The organism is Taibaiella sp. KBW10 (assembly GCF_003852495.1).
Taxonomy (GTDB): Bacteria; Bacteroidota; Bacteroidia; order Chitinophagales; family Chitinophagaceae; genus Edaphocola.
Map to the genome: position 1 here is coordinate 160,294 of NZ_QAJI01000002.1, position 25,681 is coordinate 185,974.

Consider the following 25,681-nt stretch of genomic DNA (forward strand, 5'->3'; position numbering starts at 1 on the left):
TTCAGAGTTTATAGGTCAAACCATAATTGATCGTAATAATGGAATACGCCTTTAGGAGCATTAACGTTAGGCAAAATCTCATTATCAGTAGGCCATAATAACCTGTAAATAAGATTTCCTGCCGGTGCACCCGGTGGTATGGTCAACGTAGGCGTTTCATTTCCTTTGGTACCGGATCTTCTCCAGTTATTAAATGCTTCCAGAGGGCGATCCATTAAATCGATCCATTGTTGCAAATGAATTTCCTTAACTGCAGTAGCCGCACTCAGGGTTTTAGAACTCGCAAATGTTGCCGCATCGGTAGCAGATACCTTGTACAATAAACAAGCTTCTTTTAATGCTTCCTGATATTTCGCTTCTGCAGTAGCTAATCCACCCGGAATCAGGTTACGCGCAGCCGCTTCTGCCTGTAAGAATAATAATTCCTGGTAGGTCATCAGGTATTCCGGAGCATCTGCAGCAAATAACTGCATGCTCACGATAGCATCCTGCTCAAAGTCTCCCGTTGCTTCTGTAGCCACACCAACAAAATTAGTCGCCGCGGTGCCTTTTTCGAAATACTTAGGAATTCTCGGATCGTTTTGCGCCAACATCGGGTCTATTACCGTTTTATTGGCAAAGAAAAACGCATTGGTACCACCCGCATATTTATTCAATATTGCGAATTTCAGGTTTTGATTTCCTGTAGCCGTTCCAAACTTGAAGGTCATATTACCTGTTGCGGATTTCATCATGGCATCTTCCGTCATAAGCGTAGCCAGAGCAGTTGCTTTAGAAGGATCTTTATCTACCATCGTCATTAAAATTTTAAATTTCAATGAGTTGGCTAATGCGAGCCATTTAGCCGCGTCTCCTGCATAGAAGAAGTCTTCATATTTGATGGTTGTTTGTGATGCATTCGTATTCTTCAGATTACCAATTGCTTCATCTAAAAGCGTCAATAAGCCATTCATTACAGCTTCCTGGCCATCAAAATGTGGATAGGTAATGTCCTTTCTCCATGCTTCGGAATAAGGGATATCACCAAACATCATGGTTGTTTCGTACATGGTTTCTGCCAGGAGTACCTGACATTGTCCTATTGTACCGTATTTTACCGGGCTGGACTCTTCAGCAAACTTGATCGCTTGCTTTAAATTTGCCCCGGAGCTTACATAGTTTGTTCTCCAGATATTACCGGTAGAATAAGGGCTCACATCGTAAACATCTCCGGCACCCCAACCGGAATTTCCTCCGGAGGCAAGGGTCTGTACCGCTAAAACCAAGGAAACATACTGATCTCCACCAACTCTGGTATTGGCTAAGTTAACCGCTGCTCCGCTGAATAAAAGTTCCGGTGTTGCGGAACTCGGCTCATTTGGATTAATGTTTATTTTTTCAAATGATTTCTTACATGATCCTAGTGAAATAACCCCTAATGCTATTATTATTATCTTCTTCATAAATTTAGAATTTTACTTTTAAGTTAATACCATAGGTTGCTGTAGCCGGGAAGCTGTTAAACTCCACGCCATCTCCTGCACTGCCTGAACCGAAATAACTCATTTCCGGATCTACATGGGGTACAAAAGATTTGATCAACCATAAATTTCTTCCTTCAAACCCTATTTCCAGGCCTTTCACCGCTTTTTTAAAGGGTCTGAAACTTTCCGGGAAAGCATAGGAAAGCGTCACCTCTCTTAATTTGACGAAAGAAGCATCAAACACATTACCTTCTGTATTAGACGTGCTTGAATAGGTGCCCCAGAAATCCTGCATACTTTGTACCGGTGTGGTATTAGGAGAATAAGTACCATCTCCATTATCATTCACCCCTTTATCTGTAAACGTAGCATCTCTGTTGGCCATTGTTTCCTTAGCCATACCAGAGCTTCTTAGTGCCGCTACTGTTCCAGAATAAAACACGCCACCTTGTCTGATATCCACCAGGAAGCCTAAAGACACCCCTTTATAAGAAAATTTATTGCTGATACCCAGCATAAAGTCAGGATTTACTTTACCGATAAACTGGTTTTGCACCACTTCTCTTAAGCCGGTATTTTTATTGATTACAATTGCTCCATCCGGAGAACGTTTCCATTTAGAACCATAGATAGCGAAGCTACCACCAACCGGCGCTTTTACTTGTAAGCCACTCCAACCGGACTGTACCGCGTATTCCTGCAGGATACCATCTAACTCATTTACCACTTGTTTGTTATGAGAGAAGTTCGCTACGAAATCCCATTGGAATCCATTTCTATTATTACTAAAAGGACTCACACGCAACATGGCTTCTAAACCCTTATTGGTAATGGATCCGGCATTAATTTGTTTTACAAAATATCCCGTTGATGCCGGTACGGTGATATCCATAATCTGGTTCTTTGTTTCTGTATTATAATAGGTAACATCTAAACCGATAAGATTACCAAAGAATCTCAAATCCGCACCAATTTCACGGGAAGTCGCTAATTGCGGCTTCAAGGTCTCGTTTGGCAAAATACGTGGTAATGCGAAGGCTCCTCTACCTAAGAAAGGAAAACTAGCCGGTAATGAGAATTGCGTAAAGAAGGTCGTTAAAGGACTATAAGTCAACAAAGTTGAATATGGATCAGTATCGGAACCTACTTTTGCCCAACTGGCTCTTAATTTACCATAAGACAATACTTTATTAGAATTCATCAACTCACTAAACACAAAGGAACCCGAAACTGATGGGTAGAAATAAGAGTAGTTCCCTGTATATACTAAGGCAGAAGACCAGTCATTTCTACCGGTAACTGATAAGTATAAGTAATCTTTGTAAGAAGCACTCAATTCTCCGTATAAACCAATTAATCGCGATCCAGAATATGCTCTATCTGCAATTGCTGTTTCTACATTCCCCGGTCTGAATACGCCTTCTCCTTCATCTAAAAGAAAGTTAGAGCCGGTCACAAAACTTTGATCAATTCTACGATCCAGTAAGTTGACACCTGCCATTGCTCTCAAATTCCAATCTTTGTTGATCTGCTTTTGCGCAGTCACAATAAAGTCATTATTAAAGCGCTTATTAAAGATATCAGAAGTCAGGTAACTTCCTTTTATATCTCCTGCAGTACCTGCTCTTACGTAGCCTAAACGATTTTCTTCATAAGCATCAAAACCAAAGGTATTCGCAATGGTCAACCAATCGGTAGCCTTATATTCCAGATTGGCACTACCCATAAAGCGGTTCAACTTATTCCCGTTTTTATTTTTATTTAAGATCCAGAATGGGTTATTACCCGTCTTATCTGTAGTCAGGTTATTCTGTACCCCAAATTCATTCTGATAGTTTTGTTTCAGATCATTTACATCAACCGTTATCGGAATGCTATATATGGACGATCCCAGTACATTCGGATTGTTGGAACTTTGTACCGGACGGCCGTTAGAATTAGAGTTGGTATACATCAGGGTAAAACGAGAAGAGAATTTATCGTTAAACTTATGTCCAACATTGGCACTAAGGTTATACCGGTTTAATTCTTGGTTTAAAACAATACCCTTACTATTCAAAGCACCAAAACCGATTCTGTAATCACTTTTATCATTACCACCGGACACCGCAATATCATTGATTGCTGTGCTTCCGGTCTGGAAGAAATTATCGATATTATCAGGATGTGCCTGTAAGGTGACCGTTCTGCCTAAATAATCGGTAACCGGCGTATTGGCCATATCCGAAATTTTAGGCCCCCAACCATTGGCAAACCTTAAATTATATACACCATAGTTACCCTGTGCATAGTCTGTTTGCAATTCCGGTTTGATCAGCACTTTCTCTACACGATAAGAGGAGTTGACACTGATCGACAAGCCTGCGTTTTTAGAACCTCTTTTTGTCGTGATGATGATGGCACCATCCTTAGCCAAAGAACCGTATTGTGCAGTTGCAGCAGGCCCTTTTAACACCGTCATGGTTTCAATATCATCCGGATTAATATCACTTGCTCTGTTACCGTAATCGACCCCAACACCTTCTGCATTTCCGGTGCCACCTTGACCGGAGTTGCTAATAGGCACCCCATCTATGACGAATAAAGGTTGGCTACTGCCCGAAAAAGAAGAAGCTCCCCTGATGATAATCTTAGAAGATCCTCCTACACCACCGGACTGGCCGTTTACCCGTACCCCGGCTACTTTACCGGCAAGGGCGTCGACCACATTATTGGCTCTGGCGTTTTCTAATTGTTCTTTACTTACTTGTTGTGTTGCGTATCCTAATGATTTCTCACTTCTTTTAATACCTAAGGCGGTAACTATTACACCTTGTAATTCTTTGCCACCCTGATTTTTAAACGAAACGGTTACTGCTTGTGTACCATTACCTGCCGCTACTTCCTGCGAACCTAAACCTAAGGAAGAAACCACCAGGGTGTTACTGCCTTCCGGAACGGTAATGGTAAAATTTCCTTCATCGTCTGTAACGGTACCGGATTGTGTGCCTTTGATAATTACACTAGCCCCTAATACTGCTTCCCCCGACTCATCTAATACGCGCCCCTTAACCACGCGACTTTGCGCAAAAGCAGACACACTGGTCATTGCTATTAACGCGATGGGTAGTAATAGTTTTTTCATATTAATTCTTTTATTGTCTATACCAAACTTAATAAAATTTTAACACATAAAGAAAAAAAATTACCGAAATATTACAGTTGCATCATTATAATCTGAATTATAATGCTTAACAAATGTTCGTTTAAATAATATATAACCAAATAGGGAATTATTTTAGGTGTAAAATCTGGCGAAAAAAAGCAAAAAAAATAGCCTTGCAGAGGCTATTTAAATTGTTGCATGGAAACCAGCTTATGGTAGGTGCCCGATCGGGCAATTAACTCCTGATGGGTACCCCGCTCGACAATCTCTCCCTTTTCCATGACGATGATCTCATCGGCATTATAAATGGTGGATAGCCGGTGTGCGATGACAATGCTGGTCCGGTTTTTCATCAATTCGTTAATGGCATCCTGCACTACTTTTTCTGATTCGGTATCTAAGGCTGAGGTGGCTTCGTCCAAAATCAGAATAGGCGGATTTTTTAAGATCGCTCTTGCAATGGTCACGCGTTGGCGCTCTCCCCCGCTTAATTTGGATCCCCGTTCTCCTACATTGGACTGATAGGTATTTGTTTTCTGTTCTATAAACTTCTGCGCATTGGCGATCCTGGCTGCTGCCGTGACATCAGCCTGCTGCGCACCGCCGGTACCTAGTGTGATATTGTTGTATATGGTATCATTAAATAAAATTGGTTCTTGAGAGACAACCCCGATTTGCTTCCGCAAATCAAATATCTTACAGTCTCTGACATCGACTCCGTCAATAGTGATCTTTCCTGATTGCACATCATGAAATCTTGGAATAAGATCTACCAAAGTCGACTTTCCTGCTCCAGAAGAACCGACCAACGCCACGGTTTTCCCTTTTTGAATGGTCAGGTTAATGTTTTTCAGGATCTCTTTATTCCCATAACTGAAACTGACGTTTTCAAAAACAATGGCCTCTTCGAATCCATTAACCGGAACCGGATTTTTACGTTCCAGAATATTATTTTCTGTAGACAAGAAGGATTCTACCCTATCCAAAGCAGCAGCGCCTTTTTGCATATTGTAAAATACGCTGGATAAATTTTTAAGGGGATTAATGATTTGATAAAACAGGCCGATATATACAATAAAGAATGGCCCCGTCAGGCTGCCTTCTCCACTAAAAATAAGCCTGCCCCCAAACCAAAGAATAATACAAACAACGATAATACCAAGGGTCTCGGACATGGGCGAGCCCGCATCTCTTCTCAGGGCAATCTTATTTTTGATCCGGAATAAATCATTGTTTAACCGTACGAATTTAGACCGTTGGTGTGTCTCTGCATTAAATGCTTTTACCACGCGCATACCCACCAGGGTCTCGTCGATTGTTCCTAACATATCGCCCAATTGCTCTTGCGCCTGATTAGAAGGTTTTTTTAATGATTTTCCTACACGCCCGATAATGAGCCCGGCAACCGGAAGAAACAGGAACATGAACAATGTGAGCGGAACACTCATGGTAAACATATAGACCAATACGGCTATGATGGTAATCGGTTCTCTTAAAATCGTTTCGATTACCCCAATGATAGACGTTTCCACTTCTCCTATATCATTGGTCATTTTAGAAATCAGATCACCTTTCTTTTCTTCTGTAAAATACCCGATCGGTAAGGAAAGCGATTTATTAAACATGTCTTCTCTCAGGCGGCGCAATACATTATTCTTAACCGGATTCAGTATTCTCAGAGACAAGTATAGGAAAGCATTTTTCAGCACTGTCGCTAACACGACCAATACCACCGAATAGGTCAAGGCGGTCATTTTACCATCTGTTGTAATAACATCATTGAAGAATGAGGTTATTGTAGTAATGATGTTGCCTTTGGTGTCCGGTAATGTTTGCTTTCCGGTAAATATGGTTTGCAATACCGGTGCAATCATTGTAAACGAAAACAGGGCGAAAACCGTAGATAATAAGCTGCAGATAAAATAGACTAGCAGCTTGCCTTTATCGTTACGGATGTACCGCCATAATTTAGGAATATTCTTCACGTATCGTTATTTATTGAATAGTATAACTCATTTCCCCACCCTTCTCATCTTTGAGCATGATGCCGGCAGAAGCGAGCATGTTCCGGATCTTATCGGATGTTTCAAAATCTTTTCTGGTGCGCGCTTCTTTACGCATTTCGATAACAAGGGTCATAACCGCATCCAGCTTATCATCGTTGACTATTTTTAAAGGCTGTAGGCCCATAATATCTTCCAGATAGACTTTAAATGTGGTTTTTAATTGTGTCAGTGTTTCAGCGCTCAATGCATCGGCAGAGATAATACCTCCCTTGATACTATTGATGATCGGCGCCATTTCAAACAAATTGGCCAATACTTTTGCGGTATTTAAATCATCATTCATAAACTCAGCACACTCAACAATCCATTGTTGCACTTTGGTATCCACATCTGCATCTCCGGCTACTTGATTCGTTTGTGCCGGTAACGTTTGTAACACTTCATAGGCTTCCCATAAGCGTTTCAGGGCTTTTTCGGAGGCCTGTAAACTTTCGTTGGAGAAGTCTAAGGTGCTTCTGTAATGTGATTGCAGGATATTAAAGCGAATCACCATCGGATGGTACGCTTGTTCCAATATAGGATGATCACCACTAAACAACTCGGTAAGTTTAATGACGTTATTATAGCTTTTACCCATCTTCTTTCCGTTGATGGTAATCATATTGTTGTGCATCCAGTAGTTTACCGGGGCACATCCGTGGGCAATGGTCGATTGTGCGATCTCACTTTCATGGTGTGGAAATTGCAGGTCCATTCCTCCGCCATGTATATCAAAACGCTCTCCAAGGTATTTACTACTCATCGCAGAACATTCGATATGCCATCCCGGGAAACCAATACTCCAGGGGCTTTTCCAACGCATAATATGCTCCGGAGCCGCTTTTTTCCATAGGGCAAAATCAGCCTTGTCTCTTTTTTCTTCTTGCCCGTCCAGCTGGCGTGTGGTTTCTAAAAGATCGTCTAATACTCTTCCTGATAATTTACCATAATCATAGCTTTCTGCATATTTTTTCACATCAAAATATACGGAACCATTTACTTCATAGGCATAGCCTTTGGCAATGATATCTTCGATCATAGAGATCTGTTCGATAATATGACCTGTGGCTGTAGGTTCTATAGAAGGTTCCAAACAGTTGAACCGGTTCATAGCCCAATGAAACAAACTGGTATATTTATGTACCAATTCCATTGGCTCCAGTTTTTCCAATAAGGCTTTTTTGCCCACTTTATCTTCTGCTTCACGGCCTTCTTCTTCAAAGTGACCGGCATCCGTAATATTACGAACATAACGCACTTTATAACCCAAATGCTGTAAATAGCGGTTGGCCACATCGAAGGTTACATAAGGCCGGGCATGCCCCAGATGAGACTCTCCCGATACCGTAGGTCCACATACATATAGGCCTACATGGCCTGGCGTTATGGGTTCAAACTTTTCTTTTTGTCTGGTGTATGAATTATAGATATATAGTTCGGACATATAGTAATATTAAAAAATGCTTTGCAAAAATAAGTTATTGTAAACGATTTTACCTTAAGGTATATATAAAAGAAAATGCTCAATTCCCATTGAGCATTTTATACAAATAATCTTAATGAAAATATTAAACGGCAAAAGAAGTACCGCAACCACAGCTGCTGCTCGCATTTGGGTTGTTAAACACGAAGCCACGGGCATTAAGCCCTTCGGAAAAATCAATTTCCATTCCGGCAAGGTATAGTCCATGTGCTTTCTTCATGATGGCCTGAATGCCTTCAAATTCAAACAGGTCGTCGTCTGCTTCTTGTTTATCAAAACCCAATACATAGCTCAAACCGGAGCATCCTCCACCCTTAACACCTACTCTTATAAAATTCGTGGCATCAAAGTCAGGGGCATCCATTAATCTTTTCAGTTCTCTAAGGGCACCGGAAGTAAAGGTTACCGGCGCTTGTATCGTCATTGTTTCCATAATGTTTCGCGTAATTTGGGAGTACAAAAATAGTTAAATCACCTGAATGTAGTTATAATAATATCATGGTAAGCTATAAAGGCATTCTATGATAACGGTATATGCGCTTATAACGATATGATTATGGCCAATTAACATGATTTTTAAAAAAAATTTACCAAAATTATAAAAACACTTTAACTGAATTAGAAAAATACTATATATTTGCTATATCAATTAAACTCTTGCGTATAGATCATACTTCTACATTTTTATCACCCACATGAAAACGGACACGGTTTTTGGCCTGTCGCATTTGTAGAATTTATGACTAAACAATTAAGAACTTCCTCGGATCAGGAGTTGATTGTCGCTTTCCAGGAAAACAAGTCCGAAGTAGCCATTGCTGAATTAATCAGCCGCTACAAAAAAAACATTTTTACTACGATCGTACTCAAAGTAAAAGACCGGTTTATTGCCGAAGATCTTTTTCAGGAGACCTTTATTAAGATCGTCAATACGATTCTTGCGGGGAAATATGCAGACCAAGGGAAATTTTTACCCTGGGCGGTGCGTATCGCCAACAATCTTTGTATCGATTATTTCCGAAAGAATAAGTCGGCCACTAAGGTTATCTCTAAAGATAGTTTTGAATGGTTTGAATACCTGAGCGTTGATTACAACAATGCGGAATCACAAATGGAATATACACAGATGTCTAACCAGGTACAACACCTTTTAGACCGCCTTCCCGAGGAACAAAGGGATGTAATCCTGCTGCGCGTATATGCCGATCTTAGTTTTAAAGAGATTGCTCAAGTGACCAATGTAGGCATCAATACCGCTTTGGGCCGCATGCGTTATGGCCTGTCTAACCTGAGAAAAATTATTGAAGAGCACAACCTCGTTTTAAGATAGTATTAAAATAGAACTATACCCGGGTATATTCAACTTTCTTTTTAAGCATTTTAATCATTAATTTATGAAAAAAGTATTTAGATTTTCATTCATTTTATTGTCCTTCGGATTACTTTCAACCACTGGCAAAGCACAGTCGTTGACCCATGCCCCTTTAGGAGCAACAAATAGTATAACGATGAATGTACAGGCAATAGTCAGCAATTATCCTCCTTTTGGCCTTCCTACTGCCAGCTTACAATCGTTTTACTTTCCCACTACTCTTTCCACTCAATCCATTAACAATCTTTATTTCAACTCAGTCTTAACTGATCTGACTTTTAATATTAATATTGGCTCAGGTACACATACGGTATACCTTAATGCAAGTGAAATTCAAAGCTTAAATTCAGCACCTAATACTTCTATAGGCAGGCCGCTTACCGCTGGCACTCCCTGTCTTTTAAGAGTTATTAGTGCTGGAAATAACAATTTCACCTTTAGAGTAGAATGTTACTAGAAGATTAGATTTAGCCAGGAACGGTCTCATTGATACCCATTTTCTGGCTATTCTTTTATCATTTTTTATCTTTTAAGAAAGGGATCATGCCCGAACGTCAAAAGAACACCCAACATATTCTCAATACCTCTTCCAATCTTTTAGGATTTTGTTTTATCATCATTACCTCTCTGAAGCTAAGCGGTAAGAGCGCCCAGACTATTATAGATGAGACCTTACTGGTTTCTTCGGTACTGTTTATGAGTAGCTGCCTTCTGTCGTTTTTGTCAATGAGAAGTGAGAAAGAAAGAAGTGTCAATACACTAGAGCGTATTGCCGATTATAGTTTTGTGATCGGTTTATTTTCTCTTTTTGTTGTGGTGTTGATTGTTGCTTTTGAGCCGGAACTATTTATATAATTATAACCTCAAATGGAATCAATCTTCTAATCATTCCACAATAAAACAATATGCCTTCGNNCGAAGGCATATTGTTTTATTGTTCGGCTTTTAACACCCTGATGTCATCCATCATTTGTTTTACAGATTCTTTTTTAGTGCCATCATAAGGAGAAACGTTGCTGCCATCTTTTGTCTGATGTGCCCTTACCCTTCCATTACGATCGACCAATACAAAGTTTTCAGTATGGATAAAATCGGATTCTATATCTGTCTTTGAGGAGTCTGCAGCTGTCACGAGGTAACTGTACCTTGCCTGATCGTACAGGGCTTTTTTATCGCCGGTGAGGAACATCCATTTTTTGCTATCTGCATTGAAGCGTTGTGCATATTCTTTCATGGCACCTACCGTATCTCTTTTAGGATCTACAGTATGTGATAAGATAATCACCTCATCATCATTTTTAAAGGTGTTATACACTTCAGCCATATTTTCGTTCATAGTAGGACAGATCCCTTTACACGTTGTAAAAAAATACTCTACGACCAAAATCTTGCCTTTTACAGAAGCCAAAGTAATGGTATCTCCATCCTGATTCAGAAATTTAAAATCACGTACGGCATGGGTCTCATCTCCTAAAAATGCCAAAGAAGCAGGCCTCTTTTTATCCTGAGAAACTCTAAAATAGTAGAAGGCGAATACAGCCCATAAAGCAATGAAAAAGGTGATGAGGAAGAGGGTAACTTTTCTTTTATTTGACATAATCGGGGATGATTTTTGAAATGGATGCAAAGATACTGGCTTTCACCTAGATTGCCTTACGCATTTCGTTAAAATAACGAAGCCGGTGCAAATATTTGCACCGGCTTCGCCGTAATCTGATTTATAGCAATTATTTTATTTCTGCTAAAGATGTTTTAGGTGCAGCAGCTAAGGTTGCTTCACTGGCTTCGCTCGCATATTTCTCAAAATTATTGACAAACAAGGTAGCTAATTCCATTGCTTTCTTATCGTATTCTTCTTCACTGGCCCAAGTGTAACGTGGGTTTAAGATTTCCGAAGGTACACCAGGACATTCATTTGGCATTGCAACACCAAAAGTTCTGTGTGCGGTATAGCCCACATTTTCCAAATCACCGTTGATTGCAGCGGTAATCATTGCTCTTGTATATTTCAGGTTCATACGCTTACCGATACCATAAGGGCCTCCGCTCCATCCGGTATTGATCAGCCATACATTGACATCAGGATGTTGTCCTAATTTTTCCCCTAATAATTCTGCATATTTTACAGGATGTAAAGGCAGGAATACACGGCCAAAACAAGCTGAGAAGGTTGTTTGTGGTTCGGTAACGCCAACTTCAGTACCCGCTACTTTTGCGGTATATCCGCTTACAAAGTGATACATAGCCTGCTCTTTGGTTAACTTAGAGATGGGCGGTAAAATACCAAATGCATCACAAGTCAAAAAGAAGATATTTTTTGGATCACCTCCGTAAGAAGGTTCTTTTGCATTATCAATATGATAGATCGGATAGGCTACACGTGTATTTTCAGTGATGGTGCCGTCTGCATAATCTACTTCGTTTGTTCCTTCAAAGAACTTAATATTTTCTACTAATGCGCCCGGACGAACAGCATTATAAATTTGTGGCTCTTTTTCTGCACTTAAATCTATGGCTTTTGCGTAGCATCCGCCTTCAAAGTTGAATACAGAACCTTCTGCCCAACCATGCTCATCATCTCCAATCAGCGGACGGTTAGGATCTGCACTTAAGGTTGTTTTACCCGTACCACTTAACCCGAAGAACAAGGCGACATCACCTTTTATACCTTCATTGGCAGAACAGTGCATGGATAATACATTGTGCTCTTGTGGTAAGATGTAATTTAACACACCAAAGATTCCTTTTTTCATTTCACCGGTATAAGCCGAACCTCCAATCAAAATGATTTTGCGGCTAAAGTTTACGATAGTAAAATTGGATTGACGGGTTCCATCTACTGCAGGATCCGCTTCAAAGCTTGGTGCCTGGATAATATGCCAGTCCGGTATAAATGACGCCAATTCTTGCTCTGTAGGGCGTAAAAACAAATCGTTACAAAACAAGTTGGCCCATGGTGTTTCGTTTACCACGCGCACATTCAACCTGTATGTAGGATCGGCACAAGCATAAGCATCACGCGCCCAAACCTGCTTTCCACCTAAGAAAGCGACTACTTTGTCGTATAATTTATCAAAAACTTCTGTACTTACCGGGATATTCACATCACCCCAATCAACGGTATCTTCTGTAATTGCGTCTTTTACGGTGAACTTGTCCTTAGGAGAACGTCCCGTAAACTTGCCTGTATTTACACACAAAGCGCCTGTACTGTTTAAAACACCCTGTTTAAGATCTAAGGTTTGCTTAGTCAGCAATTCCGTAGAGAGGTTCCAATTTACTACCGCAGCATCTATTCCAATGTTACTTAAATTAGCAGCAGGGTTTTTAATACCGTTTTCTATCATTGTTGAGCAGTTTTATTAAATTTTAAGAGGGCAAAGGTACTAAATTAAATATATGAAAAATCACTTTGCCTGATATTTACAAGTCACTTACATTTATAAAATAAAGCCTCAATATCTTATATATTGAGACTTTGTTTGCCTTAAAAGCTGATTAATAATCTCCAATAGTCGCCGGCACTTCATTTAATGCCTGTGCTAATTGCGCATCATTTGGTGCAATACCATGCCATTCATGAGATCCCATCATAAAGCTTACCCCTGCACCCATTTCTGTTTTCAGCAGGATACATACCGGTTTACCTTTTCCGCTTGCGCCTTTCGCTTCTTCCAATCCTTTTAATACAGCCGCCATATCATTACCTTGCTCAATCGTCAAAACGGTCCAGTCAAAAGCTTCAAATTTTGCTTTCAGATCGCCCAGGTTCATTACGTTTTTAGTCGCACCATCAATTTGCTGTCCATTATAATCGACTGCAATAATCAGGTTATCTAATTTATGATGCGCTGCAAACATGATGGCCTCCCAGTTCTGCCCTTCCTGCAACTCTCCGTCGCCGGTAAGTGCATACACGATATGCTTATCATTGTTCATTTTTTTAGCGGTAGCCATTCCGGAAGCTACGCTCAAGCCCTGGCCTAAAGAACCGCTGGCAATGCGCACACCCGGTAAATGCTCGTGTGTTGCCGGATGGCCTTGTAAACGGGAATCTATTTTACGGAAAGTGGCCAGTTCCGATACCGGAAAATACCCGCTACGTGCTAATACACTATAGAATACAGGGGAAATGTGTCCATTGGACAAAAAGAATACATCTTCGTTTTTACCTTCCATGTGGAAAGCAGGATCGTGTTGCATTACTTTGAAATACAAGGCGACCAAATAGTCAGTACAACCCAAAGAACCTCCGGGATGCCCGCTTTGTACGCCATGAACCATTCTTACGATATCGCGGCGTACCTGAGACGCCATATCTTTTAATTCCTGCAATTCCATATTACAATAGATTGATAATTTTTTGCAAAAGTAACATTTATAAATGCTACATCCCAAAATAAACCATGGTTTTTATCCGATTGCGCACGCCCAATCGTTAACAAAGGGTTATTAGACTTATTCAAAAAAAGACACATTCAAAATAAGATGTAGATTTACCTATAGATTATGCGGCGGCTCTTAACGTATGAAAGGTCTTATAAGTCTTACACTTATATAGAAATGGTCCTTTTTAATCCCAGATTAAGATCGCGAAGCATTTTCCGCTTTGCATACGGAACCATCTCGCATGGTATCTGTACTTATATTTTATAACCCTAAAACGCGGATAATTATGATGAAAAATGTTGTTTTAATTTTGATTGTCCTTACCGGAATACTCTCTTCCTGCTCTAAAAAAGAATCGGGTGTATGTTACTGTAGCTATTTTAGCGGCGATCGCACGCATTATGATTTAAAAGGGCTGGATAAGCAGAAGCAAATTGACTCCTGTAACCGGCTTAGTGAGTTGGCCAGTGGTTTTGCCGGTAGTTGTAAGTTGAAAAAATAAGGTGCGCCTGCGTTGCCCTTCATTGCGTATAGATTATCGGGTTAAACGCTTGGCTTCATACACCTAAATTTATTTAAAAAACCTAAAACTCATGAATTATGCTCAAACAAATTGTTTCTATATTCATGCTTTTTCTGATCATAGGCATTACGGCCTCCTGCTCGAAGAAGAAATCGGGATTTTGCTATTGTAGCTATTATGGAGGGAACCGGACAGTGTATGACCTAAATGGCCTAGAGCGGCAAAAACAGGTTGACTCCTGTAACAGACTTAGTGAATTAGCCAGCGGTTTTGCCGGTAGCTGTAAGTTGAAAAAGTAATAAATGTTTTATATAGTAAAGGGACNNGTCCCTTTACTATATAAAACATGGACTATATATACTTTGCCGTCCAGTTTTTCTTTATTTTCTTTATTCCTTCCGGTACGCCGGAGTAAAGCAATTCTCCACCACCGACCCCACCTTCGGGTCCAATGTCGATCAACCAATCGGCATGTTTGATCACATCGGTATTATGTTCGATTACGATCACACTATGCCCGTTTTCGATTAAAGCATAGAATGACTTTAAGAGTTTACTGATATCGTGAAAGTGCAAACCGGTTGTCGGTTCATCAAAAATGAATAGCAACTTTTCTTTACTATTGCCCTTACCCAAAAAGGAGGCTAGTTTTACTCTTTGTGCTTCTCCGCCCGAAAGGGTATTGCTTGACTGCCCGAGTTTTACATAACCCAATCCTACATCCGACAGGGGTTGTAAGGCATCTTTAATTTTCTTTTCTTCATTAAAAAACGTAATGGCATCATCTACACCCATATTCAATACATCGGAAATATTTTTTCCTTTGTATTGCACTTCCAGCACTTCATCTTTGAAGCGCTTACCTTTACAGCTTTCGCATTCCAGGTATACATCTGCCAGGAACTGCATTTCTACCACTACTTCCCCATCTCCTTTACAGGTATCACAACGACCGCCGTCTACATTAAAGGAAAAATGCTTGGGTTCAAAGCCTTGTATTTTTGCAGATTGCTGTGCAGCAAAGAGGCTCCTAATATCATCGTAGGCCTTTATGTAGGTAACGGGATTACTTCTGGAGGATTTACCGATTGGGTTCTGGTCAATCAGTTCTACATTTTTTATTGCTTTTAGATCGCCCTCTAAGGCATCATATTGGCCGATACTCAAAGCCGTTTCCCCAAAATGTTTTTGCAATGCCGGATAAAGGGTTTGCTTGACCAAAGTGGTTTTACCACTACCAGAAACGCCGGTAACAACACATAATACATTCAAAGGGAAAGCAACATCAATATTTTTGAGGTTATGCTGTCTGCAACCTTTCAGACTAATCCATTGTTTTGGTGTTCTGAGGGCTCTTCCCTTACCTCCGTTCATTTTCAGAAAATCATCAACGTGCAAGGTTCCGGAAAGGTATTGACCGGTCAGGCTATCTTTATTGCCTACGATTTCTTTATAATTACCGACCGCGACCACTTCTCCGCCCAGATGTGAGGCCAGAGGGCCCATATCAATAATATGATCTGCTTCTTCCATCATCATCTCATCATGTTCTACCACGACTACAGTATTATTGAGGTTACGCAGGTTTTTCAACACTTTGATCAGTCTGTCGGTATCGCGCGGATGTAAGCCGATACTCGGTTCATCGAGGATATAAAGGCTATCCGTCAGGTTACTACCCAAGAATTTAGTCAGCTGTATGCGTTGACTCTCTCCACCCGAAAGTGTATTGGCCTGGCGATTTAGGGTCAGGTAATTTAAGCCCACATCCATCAGGGTATCAAGACGCTGATGCACTTCTATTAAGATCCGGGAAGCAACCTGTGCTTCATAATCACTTAAGTCCAATTGATGAAACCACTGTTGCAAGTCACCGATCGGCATGTTGGATAATTGTGCGATATCGGTACCTTTAACCTTTACGTAAAGCGCATCTGGTCTTAAGCGTGTGCCTTTACAGTTGGGACATATGGTACGCCCCCGGTACCTTGCCTGCAAAACGCGGTATTGCACTTTGTATAGATTGTCTTCTACCATTGTAAAAAACTCGTCTATCCATTTCTGCAGGGTACTCATTTGTATTTCAGTAAGCTCCTGTAGTGGCTTGTGTATCGGAAAGCCATTTTTGGCTTCCGCTTTAATGAAGGCATGCTTCCATTCCTGCATTTTTTCGCCACGCCAGCAGACCACCGCATCTTCATAAACACTGAGGCGCTTATCCGGTAGTACAAGGTCCATACTAATACCTAATATCTGTCCGAAGCCTTCACATTTAGGACAGGCACCATAGGGATTATTGAAGGAAAAGAAATTTGGCGTAGGCGTTTCAAAAGTCATACCATCGGCTTCAAAGCGATTGCTAAAAGACTTTAAGGTAGTACCGTCTAATTCTAGCAAACAAGTACCCTGCCCTTCATATAAAGCCGTCTGCAAACTATCTGCCATACGGTGCAGGTCGTCTTCCTCAAAGTCTTTTACCACAATCCTGTCGATCAGGATATACCAATCTGTATGTTTAGGTTTTACGTCCTGGCTTTCTGCTGCAACCAATAATTCTTCGATCCGTAATACCTCATCGCCCTTCTTGCTCTTTTGTAGCAAACGGGAGAAGCCTTTTTGCATTAGGACATTCAGCTCTGCTTCCAGGGTTCTGTCTTGGGCGATACTAAAGGGTACGATCATCTGCACCTTTGTCTTTACGGGTAGGGTTTTAATGAAATCGATAATATCACTTACTTCATCTTTCTTTACTTCTGCTCCGGATATTGGAGAATAGGTATGCCCTATACGGGCAAATAACAAGCGCATATAATCCTGCAACTCGGTCATCGACCCGACGGTTGAGCGGGGGGTGCGTGTGGTTACTTTCTGTTCTATGGCGATTGCCGGGCAAATGCCTTCAATCATATCCACATCGGGCTTGTCCATACGCATCAGGAATTGTCTGGCATAAGAGCTCAGGCTTTCTGCATATCTGCGCTGGCCTTCCGCAAATAAAGTATCCATGGTAAGGCTTGATTTGCCGCTTCCGGAAACACCGGTAACCACGACTAGTTTATTTCTGGGAATGGCAACCGTTACATTTTTAAGGTTATGCATTTTTGCGCCCTTAATCAAAATTTCTTTTGAATTAACTGCTGTTTTTTGTATTGCTTTTTTTGCCTTTGCCATAAGTGCAAAGCTAGGGGAATTAATGAAATGATCTAAAAGGGTTTGGCTAAAATTAATAGAAATTTACGGGGCTTGTATATGGGACTATGCTATTTTACGCCTGCATTTTCGTGTTCCGGTTTCCTTATAAACAAAAAGGCCTCCGGACGGCTTATCAATTACGATAAGCACTTCCGAAGACCTTTACACTATTCTGACCTGCTACTTTAATACTGACAGGCTAATATTATGGGCATTCTGCGTGATTTTTTGGTACATGGCTTGATATTGATCAAAAAGTGCGGCCTTGTAAATTCCTTTATTTTGCGTAAACCTAATCTGGATCGTAAGCACATTTTCCTGCAAGGTGGGTGTATAATTATATGTTGCAAATGTATTTTCAATCTTTATCTCAGTCGGTACTCCTTCTAACTTTGCTCCTGCAGGCAATATGATCTTATAATTATATTCCAACCTGTAATCATCTTCTATTACAATCGGTTTTGTTCTGGCTACATTGCAACGGAGATTGTTCATTGGATTACCCATAATTGGGATGTTGATCATCATCCTTTTCGCGGTTTCATCTGTGATATTGGGCACGTCGAATGTAATGGTTTCTGTCACATACGGACGCGCATTATAGATATCGGAGTAATCATATTTTTGGGTCACAATATCTGCACTTTTATAGGGTGCCATATTGATAATGCGCGCTCTAATGCCTGTTTCCGTAGCACCTTTTAAATACGCAAATAAATCATCCTGCTTTGTTCCTTTATATTCTGAAGCCCATGTTATTTGCTGTAGCTCTTTTGCCGGATCAATAGTTATGTTTATATCTCGTTTAATATAGCTTTGGTCTTTATTATATGCCGGTGTTTTTACTATTTTGCCCCCATCCTCGCTCAAGAGTAAGGCATCCCTATCTTGGGTAAAGCTTCCCAAATAGCCTGCAGGAAGTGCTGATGAAGTGCATTCTAACCATACGCTGTCTTTATCCAGAGGTACGCAAAGGATCATATGGTTGAATACATTAGAAGAAAATGCTCTGTCCAATTTGTAGTATCTGTCTTGCCCTGCAGAAATCACCACCAGGTTCGAGGGTATATCTATGGCCTTCAACATTGCCTTCATATAATTGGATAAACCTTTACAATCTCCATAGCCTGATTTTGACAAACTTGCCGCATCGAAGGTTTGCCAACCCGCGAGCCCATATTCATTGGCAACATAGCGTGTATGCTGTTGCATATAATGATACAGGAATGCAACCTTGGCTCTTTTGTCCTTAATACTATCGGTCATTTCATGCAGTCTACGTGTTACATCATCAGGCAAAATATCTTTATCCTTATTGAGTTCGTAAATAAATTTGCCCAGATTTTGCCAGCTTTCGGTAGTTCCCTGATAATTGGCCAGTGCGATTTTATCTGCTACTATTTCCATAGTTGGTAAATAGTAATTTTCAGTAACCGAAGCCGGTTGGTGTACAAATGCGGGTATGGTATCAATAACCCATTTCTGCAGGAAAAATGAATCTTTACGGGATTCTTCCATTCTAACATGTTCCGGGAAATTATATGATTTGTACTTTATTTTAACCGGTTGCTTATAGGCAAGTATCAGCATACTTTTTTGTACCGCAATCTTTTCACTACTCTGCACTTCCCATGCTGGAAGGAAAAAGTTGCTTTTGCCTTTATATTCGTATTCAAATACAACCGTATAAGGATATTGCTTATGATCAAAATCAAAGTATTTCACCCGGTTATCATCATAAAAAGAATAGCTTGATCCAAAAGTAGATCGGTCAATTATCTGATTTGTATTTAATGATTTTAAGAGCACACCCTCCGCATCATATAGTTTACCCGATATATCAGATACCTTACTGTACAAGTCGTAGAATACCCGAAATTTAGCATAATCATTTCCATTTTCATTAAGCACGGTAACCGCAAATTTTCTTTTCATATTGAAACTTTGCATGTCTATTTCTAAAAAGGTGCTATCAATACGAACCACCGCACTTGCTCCGGGTTTGAGGACTTCCGGAATTTCAGTAACCGGGTATTCGTTTTTCTTTGCTAAGGCTGTTTGCACACACCAAAAACACATCCATAAGAGCAGGCTATTTTTCAACATGATTATTTTCTTCTTTTTTTAAGAACAATTTTTTGACTTTGTGCTTTAATTACTCCATTATAGAAATCACGCAATTTTTCGATTTCTGTATTTGGCAGCACAATACTTCCATTTTCAAATTTACTTTGTAACAGTATCTTATTTTGTGTGGTATCTATATCTACCGTGCTTTTAAAATACATTTGTGGTTGTGCTCCAAAGGTTATTTGCTTCGCAGTCGGGTAGTCGTCAAATTCATACTGATTATTCAATAGAACATAAATTTTGTAATTATTTTGCTCCAAATAATCAAATTCAATCGGATACTTTCTATCCCGGACTTCTTTTATAGGATTTTCATCAAAAATTTTCTCAAAGTACGCGTCTAAAAAGATAACATCAGTCTCTTTAGCAAAAGTGATAGCACCTTCCAATTTGATGCGGACTTTTTTATCAATATCATCAATGTTGTCTATACTAACCTGTTCTATTTTAAAACCAGTCATGGAAGGAGCATCCATCATTTTTTTCTTGATTGTGGTACTGTCATTCTTCCAACGATCGCGAATATCAGCCCCTGAATACACACCCAACTCCTTTATCTGTTTAAATTTAGGCATTTATCCCTTCAAAACACTTGAAAGGAATTTTATTTCTTTTTGTTGTTAATAATATTTATTAAGTTTGATTTAAAAAGTTATGGAAAAATTTATACAACTTAACTTAGAAAATAATGCTCAATGTTTTATCAATATTAAACATATCATTTCATTTGAGACAGTCGCATTAAATGAAAATGAAAAAATTCAATCTCATGTACTTACTTCTTGTGGTGCAATTCATAAAGTTAAACAGAACATCAATGTAATTAATAATCTTTTGAGTGAAATTCAGTCTTCCAAGCAAGAACAGTGACTTTCCAAAACGGAATTCCAAAGAAATAATAGATACAACGATAACTTCTATGATTTGTTGAATGGTAACTTCCTTGATGTAGTAAAGTAATTTTTTTAGTAATCATTTTAATGAATTTTAAAGTTAATAATGAACACCTTGTATATAGCAAGGTGTCTTTTTTTGTAATTTTTTGTTAAATAGTTATCTATTTTTTCATTGATTTTTCAATGAATTATCTATTGTTGTATATTCTTTATATACAATCCTATAAAGTGTTTTAAGTCATTTGAGGAAATGTTATTTACTCATAAAATACACTGCAATAAAGGTTTTAGAGGTTTTGAAAGTTATTCTATCTTTTAAAAATACTTGTTTTATATGAAAATTGTATATAATTTTACATAAAAAATAGATAACAATGTCTAAATTACTAGAATCATTAATAGAGGAATACAACCAACTCAAAGAAAAACTTGACAAAGTAGTTGAGCTAATTCAAATGTATGGAGGAAATATACCAAATAATTATGTGGGTACTCCAGCTACTATTGATAAAAATAGAATTGGAATTGTATCATCGAGTAATAGTTACCCTTTAGATGGTTCATGGAGAGATAAAATTATATATGTACTCAAACTACATAGAGTTAATAAACCATTAAGTGCGAGAAATATAGCTTCTGAAATTATTCATAATGAAAGATCTTTAAATACCAACTTAGAAGACGATAATGAAATTACAAAATATCACAATATGGTCACTCAATATACAAGTACAATGGGTAAAGCAGGTGAGATTGGTGTAGATGCTACAAATTTTAGAAATTACTATTATTATATTGAAGAAAATAGAATTGACAACTAAACAACAAGAAACCCACCTGTTGGCGCAGATGGGTTTACAAATCTTGTTGTTGATGGGGCGATAGCATAATGGCTAATGCGGTGACCTGAAAATTCTCTCATAAGGGTTCGATTCCCTTTCGCTCCACTAACTTATAATAAAATATGTGTAAAAATAAGAATAAATATACAATTAAACAATTCCGTGAGGAATATCCAGACGACAATGCATGTCTGGACAAGATTTTCAAACTTACTCATGGTGATATGACTGAATGTCCTAAATGTGGATGTACTAAGTCATTTGTTCGTGTTAAAACTAGACGTTGTTACCAATGCAGAAGTTGTTATCATCAAATCTACCCTACTGCTTCAACAATTTTTCATAAAACCACAACCCCATTAACCTACTGGTTTTTCGCAATCTTTCTCTTCACTATTAGTAAGAACGGTTTATCTGCATGTGAGTTGCAACGGCATCTTGGGGTTACATATAAGACCGCTTTTAGAATGTTGAGACAAATACGTATTCTAATCAATAATGATGAAAGAATTATGTCTGGTGTCATAGAACTCGATGAAGCTTATATTGGTGGTAAGAACAAGAATCGTCACAAGGATAAAAAAGTTAAGAATAGTCAAGGTCGCGCATATATTGATAAATCTCCTGTTTTTGGTATACTTGAACGTTCAGAAGAAGGAACAAGTAGAGTAATAGCATACACTGTACCTGATGTAAAGTCTCAAACATTAAAACCTTTGGTCTATGATAAAGTAGAACTGGGTAGTGCAATTATGACTGATGAATGGAACTCTTATACAGGGCTAAACAAAGACTATGAACACGGAATTTGTTTTCATGGTAAGGGTAACTACGTTTCGGGTGAAAACAATGATATATACACCAACGGCTTAGAGAATTTCTGGAGCAATGTAAAACGTGGTATTAATGGGTCATACATTCATGTATCAAGAAGGTATCTTCATTTATACATGAAAGAATTTGTATTCCGTTATAATAATCGTGATAAATCAGAGATGTTTAATGAATTGATTAACTGTTTGGCTTCTTAGGTTTTTTAAGAATCTTCTTCAAAGTTTCATCAAACTCTTCTTTATCGATTTCCTTTTTATCTTTCAACTCTTTTTCTAGTTGTTTAGTAAGCTCTTCCATGCTTTTTGGAGGAACTTTTTTCTTTTTAGCCATAATGTAAAATTACTACTTTTTAATTTTCAAATAGTGCATCCCTTATTTTCCTAACTTTGTGATTCATCATAAAAATATTTGAATTTGATTAAGTAAAATTCCATATATAATATTGTATCATATCATAGCAATCTACTCAAAATACGACACAGAAAAGATTACTGCAAGGTATGGTTTATGGTACGCCTGTACAGGTGTAGTTATGAATCGTGCGCGCAGTATTCGGGGTCGTATCCGAGAGTAGGGCGTATTTGATGATTGACTACACCTTAATTTTTTAACTACTCAAAATACGACAAAATGAAAAGACTACTTCTTTCTACAATTCTCATTGGAACGACCTTTCTAAACAGTGCACAAGCACAAACTTTCAAAATAGGACAAAGGCTTACTCCGTCAAGTACCGAATTCAAATCTCTGGGGGCGTCTTCATCCACAATGGTTTATACCTATAAGTATTCAAAACCTATAAGCAAAACAATGTATGATCGAAAAGTTGGAGATATTGTAATAGGTGTTAAAAGCGGCTATATAGTTTCAACAATTTACTATTTGATACCATTAAGTACAGATAAAGGCTTACCTCAATCGGTTGTTAAACTATTTGAGTCTTCTCTTGGTTTTTCACTTGCATATGTAAATGGTATGTATGGAGCAAATATCGATGATAAATCTTATTCTATTAGTCGAACAACAAGTGAAATGACGTTTCAAAAAGATCGAATAATGGTTTATACAACCATTAAAAACAGTATTCTTTCACGTTAAATTTTACTTGATTATGTCAAACTCAAAAGATAATACAGGCTGTGCAGCAATTGCTATTTTAGGTATTTGTGTGTTAATTGCAATACCAATGGTTTTTGGTTTTATTGGTCATACCATAAGTGGTTTCATGAAAGAAAACCCTGGAGGTTTCTTTGCAATTCTCGTGATCATTGGTGTTATTGCTTTTCTATATTTGAAATACGAGGTAAACAACTAGAGGATAATTTCATATATTTATGAATTATTAACTTCTAAAAGAAAAACAATGGATCAACAAATCTGGAATCAAAATCAACAGGTATTTCAACAACAAACTGGGTTATTGGTAAAAGGTAATGAAAGTGTTTATATCAATTGGTTGAATACTGTATTTACGATTGAAAATCACAAATTACTCAAATCAATAAACGGAATGATATTACAGATTAGGGATTTTAAAAGGTGATTTTATTATACAAACTTCTTTAATTTTACCCTTCAATCTTTCTAAAAGATAAATTGCATCTATTACAGACAATCCTTCAAGTAAATTTAGGATTTGTTTTTCTCTTGTTTGAATTTTTAAATTTCTTTTCATAATATTTTAAATTTAAAAAGACCACTTAATAAGTGGTCTTTATTTCTAATTAATAATTGTTAACTGTTTTGAAGGGATAAATGCCTAAATTTAAATATGTTGCTCTGCTCTTCATTAACACTACTTATGTATACTGTATTGGTAACCGCATTTATAGCCATCGCCGGGTCTAATTCTATGCTTCCCCCATTTTTATTGACAATTCTTGCATACCCGTTATAATAATCAGTCGTCAAATATCCGAAAGGTAATGTCTTCTGAACGGCATCAAGTAAATAATGGACATCGTTAATCACTAACCGTACAACAACATTTGTTGCATCTTCAGGATTGGGAACAAATTCATTGAGCATGTCCTCTCCTTTCTTAGACAGTACGACCAAATCACTTTCTAATCCTGCTTTACGTAACATGGCACAAAGTAGCTTATTAATACCCACATCACTGCCTTGCTTCGCTGCTAAAACTTTCGCGATATCCTCTTCCTTTACGTTTTCCTGGATGTTCTTTTGTACATAATAAAAAATGAGCTTTGCTTTTTCTAATGAATCTTTGCTGTTGTTCGTCAGTTCATCTACCTTAACTTTTAGAAAATCATTTTTAAGGAACGCCTGAGCAAGCCATTTGCCATACCATTTATCTTTAGAATACGTATCCCAGCTTCCAATATCAGGAATATAGATATCATTTCTGTAAAAACCCTTTATAGATACTTTTGCACTTTCTACATATTGCTGTTTCGGCCCCATAAGGATCTCTTCTTTTATAGCAGGAACGTTTCTCCTTATCCACACTCTTCGGGTAATATCCTGATAAAATATAGGATCTTCACAATAACATGCCTCGCAAGCAGAAGCATCCAGTTTTTTTATTCTAATGAATTTTTCCAATGCTATTGTAGCATTCATCATAGGTGTTACCACAATCTTAGAAGGAATATTAAATTCAAAACGCGAATATAAGACAGGATAAGATTTTTGAAACTCCCATCGCCGTGGCAATATACCAGACTCATAAATGTAAGTATAGGTCACTACAGATCCATCTTTGATTGCAGGCATACTAAATTTTATCAGCTTAATCTTATCAACATATTTATCAAAAATAATGTCCGACTTTTCCACCTTAGATTCTTTTATTTCACCATTTTCATAATTAAAAGTACTACCCTTTAATTTTCTGATAATTCCAGATTTAAACTTTGGAATGATAATATCTGCAAAATCTCCTATTTTTTTTGCATTAAATACTTTATACGCAATTTCATACTTATAACTTGTAATGCCATTCATGACTTCGCTTGTTCCAATTTCATATAAAACAACTACAGCAGCATTTGGATCTATAGGGTGGCGGTCTGATTGTAAATATGCTTTTAAAGAATCCTTATTATCATAGACATTAAAATTTTGTGCGTAAAGGCTTACTGACAAGGAGCAGACCAACAAGAATAGCAGACTTAAATGTTTCATAAATACAGGTGGTAAATGATTTAATTTTTGAGGGTGCAAATGTATTAAAATATATTAATTAAAATAAATTTATATAAATATTTATTTTAAGTTGTTCATAGCATTCTCAGACTTCATTTTTTCTGTCTTAGCCTTACAAGAAAAGTGTATCCTGATGGGAACAGATAAGGTCACCGTATGGTAGTGGGAGGGATACGGTTACTGTCTTTTGCGCTTTATG

24 protein-coding genes and 1 tRNA gene are annotated in these 25,681 nt (G+C 38.3%); 11 read left to right on the forward strand and 14 right to left on the reverse strand.

Features of this window, described 5'->3' with window-relative positions; all coding sequences use genetic code 11:
• Positions 1-8 precede the first annotated feature (8 nt).
• The 5 genes from DBR32_RS04175 to DBR32_RS04195 form a co-directional block, all read right to left on the reverse strand.
• Positions 9-1,442, reverse strand: a complete 1,434-nt coding sequence (locus DBR32_RS04175) for a SusD/RagB family nutrient-binding outer membrane lipoprotein (RefSeq protein WP_124635044.1) — start codon at positions 1,440-1,442, stop codon at positions 9-11.
• A gap of 4 nt (positions 1,443-1,446) precedes the next feature.
• Complete coding sequence (locus DBR32_RS04180) at positions 1,447-4,587, reverse strand: SusC/RagA family TonB-linked outer membrane protein (RefSeq protein ID WP_124635045.1); 3,141 nt, start codon at positions 4,585-4,587, stop codon at positions 1,447-1,449.
• Positions 4,588-4,790: 203 nt separating this feature from the next.
• The gene (locus tag DBR32_RS04185; protein WP_124635046.1) at positions 4,791-6,593 is read right to left on the reverse strand and encodes an ABC transporter ATP-binding protein; all 1,803 of its coding nucleotides are present in this window, start codon (positions 6,591-6,593) and stop codon (positions 4,791-4,793) included.
• Positions 6,594-6,603: 10 nt separating this feature from the next.
• The gene (gene cysS / locus DBR32_RS04190; protein WP_124635047.1) at positions 6,604-8,097 is read right to left on the reverse strand and encodes a cysteine--tRNA ligase; all 1,494 of its coding nucleotides are present in this window, start codon (positions 8,095-8,097) and stop codon (positions 6,604-6,606) included.
• Positions 8,098-8,221: 124 nt separating this feature from the next.
• Positions 8,222-8,569 carry an iron-sulfur cluster assembly accessory protein gene (locus DBR32_RS04195; RefSeq protein ID WP_124635048.1) on the reverse strand — a complete coding sequence of 116 codons (348 nt, stop codon included), beginning with the start codon at positions 8,567-8,569 and terminating at the stop codon, positions 8,222-8,224.
• 306 nt (positions 8,570-8,875) lie between these two features.
• Here DBR32_RS04195 and DBR32_RS04200 point away from each other — a divergent pair, with 306 nt between their 5' ends.
• From DBR32_RS04200 to DBR32_RS04210, 3 genes are all read left to right on the forward strand, one after another.
• Complete coding sequence (locus DBR32_RS04200) at positions 8,876-9,466, forward strand: RNA polymerase sigma factor (RefSeq protein ID WP_124635049.1); 591 nt, start codon at positions 8,876-8,878, stop codon at positions 9,464-9,466.
• Between the two features lie 64 nt (positions 9,467-9,530).
• Positions 9,531-9,965, forward strand: a complete 435-nt coding sequence (locus DBR32_RS04205) for a hypothetical protein (RefSeq protein WP_124635050.1) — start codon at positions 9,531-9,533, stop codon at positions 9,963-9,965.
• An 86-nt stretch (positions 9,966-10,051) separates the two neighbouring features.
• Entirely contained in the window at positions 10,052-10,363 is a 312-nt protein-coding gene (locus tag DBR32_RS04210) for a hypothetical protein (protein ID WP_124635051.1), read from the forward strand.
• 76 nt (positions 10,364-10,439) lie between these two features.
• Here the strand turns inward: DBR32_RS04210 and DBR32_RS04215 are convergent, their stop codons facing one another.
• The 3 genes from DBR32_RS04215 to DBR32_RS04225 all read right to left on the reverse strand — a co-directional run bounded on the left by DBR32_RS04215 (position 10,440) and on the right by DBR32_RS04225 (position 13,849).
• Positions 10,440-11,105, reverse strand: coding sequence for an SCO family protein (locus tag DBR32_RS04215; RefSeq protein WP_124635052.1), 666 nt, complete (start codon positions 11,103-11,105; stop codon positions 10,440-10,442).
• A gap of 130 nt (positions 11,106-11,235) precedes the next feature.
• The gene (gene pckA, locus DBR32_RS04220; RefSeq protein ID WP_124635053.1) at positions 11,236-12,855 is read right to left on the reverse strand and encodes a phosphoenolpyruvate carboxykinase (ATP); all 1,620 of its coding nucleotides are present in this window, start codon (positions 12,853-12,855) and stop codon (positions 11,236-11,238) included.
• Positions 12,856-13,006: 151 nt separating this feature from the next.
• Positions 13,007-13,849, reverse strand: a complete 843-nt coding sequence (locus DBR32_RS04225; RefSeq protein ID WP_124635054.1) for a transketolase — start codon at positions 13,847-13,849, stop codon at positions 13,007-13,009.
• 334 nt (positions 13,850-14,183) lie between these two features.
• Between DBR32_RS04225 and DBR32_RS04230 the strand changes: the two genes are divergently transcribed.
• Both DBR32_RS04230 and DBR32_RS04235 read left to right on the forward strand, forming a co-directional pair.
• Positions 14,184-14,399 carry a hypothetical protein gene (locus DBR32_RS04230; RefSeq protein ID WP_124635055.1) on the forward strand — a complete coding sequence of 72 codons (216 nt, stop codon included), beginning with the start codon at positions 14,184-14,186 and terminating at the stop codon, positions 14,397-14,399.
• Positions 14,400-14,497: 98 nt separating this feature from the next.
• Positions 14,498-14,719: a hypothetical protein gene (locus DBR32_RS04235; protein ID WP_124635056.1), complete on the forward strand. Its 222-nt coding sequence runs from the start codon at positions 14,498-14,500 to the stop codon at positions 14,717-14,719.
• A 52-nt stretch (positions 14,720-14,771) separates the two neighbouring features.
• Here DBR32_RS04235 and uvrA read toward each other — a convergent pair whose 3' ends face one another.
• The 3 genes from uvrA to DBR32_RS04250 all read right to left on the reverse strand — a co-directional run bounded on the left by uvrA (position 14,772) and on the right by DBR32_RS04250 (position 20,317).
• Entirely contained in the window at positions 14,772-17,519 is a 2,748-nt protein-coding gene (gene uvrA, locus DBR32_RS04240; protein WP_233559656.1) for an excinuclease ABC subunit UvrA, read from the reverse strand.
• Between the two features lie 273 nt (positions 17,520-17,792).
• On the reverse strand, positions 17,793-19,718 hold the full coding sequence (locus DBR32_RS04245; protein WP_124635058.1) for a DUF3857 domain-containing transglutaminase family protein: 1,926 nt from the start codon (positions 19,716-19,718) through the stop codon (positions 17,793-17,795).
• Positions 19,719-19,720: 2 nt separating this feature from the next.
• Entirely contained in the window at positions 19,721-20,317 is a 597-nt protein-coding gene (locus DBR32_RS04250) for a hypothetical protein (protein ID WP_124635059.1), read from the reverse strand.
• Between the two features lie 79 nt (positions 20,318-20,396).
• Between DBR32_RS04250 and DBR32_RS15550 the strand changes: the two genes are divergently transcribed.
• From DBR32_RS15550 to DBR32_RS04270, 4 genes are all read left to right on the forward strand, one after another.
• The gene (locus tag DBR32_RS15550) at positions 20,397-20,612 is read left to right on the forward strand and encodes a hypothetical protein (RefSeq protein WP_124635060.1); all 216 of its coding nucleotides are present in this window, start codon (positions 20,397-20,399) and stop codon (positions 20,610-20,612) included.
• 400 nt (positions 20,613-21,012) lie between these two features.
• Positions 21,013-21,459 carry a hypothetical protein gene (locus tag DBR32_RS04260; RefSeq protein WP_124635061.1) on the forward strand — a complete coding sequence of 149 codons (447 nt, stop codon included), beginning with the start codon at positions 21,013-21,015 and terminating at the stop codon, positions 21,457-21,459.
• Positions 21,460-21,513: 54 nt separating this feature from the next.
• Positions 21,514-21,585: transfer RNA gene (locus DBR32_RS04265), tRNA-Phe, on the forward strand.
• A 17-nt stretch (positions 21,586-21,602) separates the two neighbouring features.
• Positions 21,603-22,511 carry an IS1595 family transposase gene (locus DBR32_RS04270; protein ID WP_124635062.1) on the forward strand — a complete coding sequence of 303 codons (909 nt, stop codon included), beginning with the start codon at positions 21,603-21,605 and terminating at the stop codon, positions 22,509-22,511.
• On the opposite strand, the gene DBR32_RS15555 is transcribed toward DBR32_RS04270, so the two are convergent.
• Positions 22,492-22,644, reverse strand: a complete 153-nt coding sequence (locus DBR32_RS15555; RefSeq protein WP_158605903.1) for a hypothetical protein — start codon at positions 22,642-22,644, stop codon at positions 22,492-22,494. The two genes, DBR32_RS04270 and DBR32_RS15555, sit on opposite strands and share 20 nt — an antisense overlap.
• Positions 22,645-22,944: 300 nt before the next feature.
• On the opposite strand from DBR32_RS15555, the gene DBR32_RS04275 reads away from it, so the two are divergent.
• A complete protein-coding gene (locus DBR32_RS04275; RefSeq protein ID WP_124635063.1) occupies positions 22,945-23,412 on the forward strand; it encodes a hypothetical protein in 468 nt (155 codons plus the stop codon).
• A gap of 13 nt (positions 23,413-23,425) precedes the next feature.
• Positions 23,426-23,629, forward strand: a complete 204-nt coding sequence (locus DBR32_RS04280; protein ID WP_124635064.1) for a hypothetical protein — start codon at positions 23,426-23,428, stop codon at positions 23,627-23,629.
• A gap of 201 nt (positions 23,630-23,830) precedes the next feature.
• Here DBR32_RS04280 and DBR32_RS15560 read toward each other — a convergent pair whose 3' ends face one another.
• Together DBR32_RS15560 and DBR32_RS04285 are read right to left on the reverse strand one after the other, a co-directional pair.
• A complete protein-coding gene (locus DBR32_RS15560) occupies positions 23,831-23,989 on the reverse strand; it encodes a hypothetical protein (RefSeq protein ID WP_158605904.1) in 159 nt (52 codons plus the stop codon).
• A gap of 59 nt (positions 23,990-24,048) precedes the next feature.
• The gene (locus DBR32_RS04285; RefSeq protein ID WP_124635065.1) at positions 24,049-25,461 is read right to left on the reverse strand and encodes a DUF3857 domain-containing protein; all 1,413 of its coding nucleotides are present in this window, start codon (positions 25,459-25,461) and stop codon (positions 24,049-24,051) included.
• Positions 25,462-25,681 lie beyond the last annotated feature (220 nt).